Source organism: Colwellia sp. BRX9-1, assembly GCF_014077195.1.
Lineage (GTDB): Bacteria > Pseudomonadota > Gammaproteobacteria > Enterobacterales > Alteromonadaceae > Colwellia_A.
Genome location: NZ_JACGVM010000079.1, coordinates 1 through 406 on the forward strand (window position 1 = coordinate 1; position 406 = coordinate 406).

Below are 406 nucleotides of genomic sequence, written 5' to 3' on the forward strand. Positions count from 1 at the left end.
CGAAGAGTTATATCGAAGATAAAGTCACGCAACTACAAGAACTCACTCAGGCAAAACTGAGTGTTATTCATGTAGTTGAGCCTATACCAAACGCTTACTATGCTGGTGTATACGGTACTATGCAGGGTTTGGACCCCATAGATAGTATAGGAACTACTAGAGCACTAGCAGAGCGTGCCAAAGAGATACTTCAGCCTTTGGCTAAAAGGTTCAATATTCTAGATCAAGATTTGCATATACCAATAGGTCATATTAGTGGCGAAGTCTTTGCTTTTGCAGAGAAAGAAAACGTTGATTTAATTATCACCGGAAGTCATGGTGTACATGGCTTGCAATTACTACTAGGATCTACCTGTAATGCTATTTTACATGGGGCAAAATGTGATGTCTTAGCCGTGCGTTATCC

1 protein-coding gene is annotated in these 406 nt (G+C 40.4%); it reads left to right on the forward strand.

Annotated elements, in window-relative coordinates; translation table 11 throughout:
• A partial coding sequence (locus tag H4J76_RS19560) for a universal stress protein (RefSeq protein ID WP_182231151.1) occupies positions 1-406 on the forward strand: 406 nt, incomplete at both ends.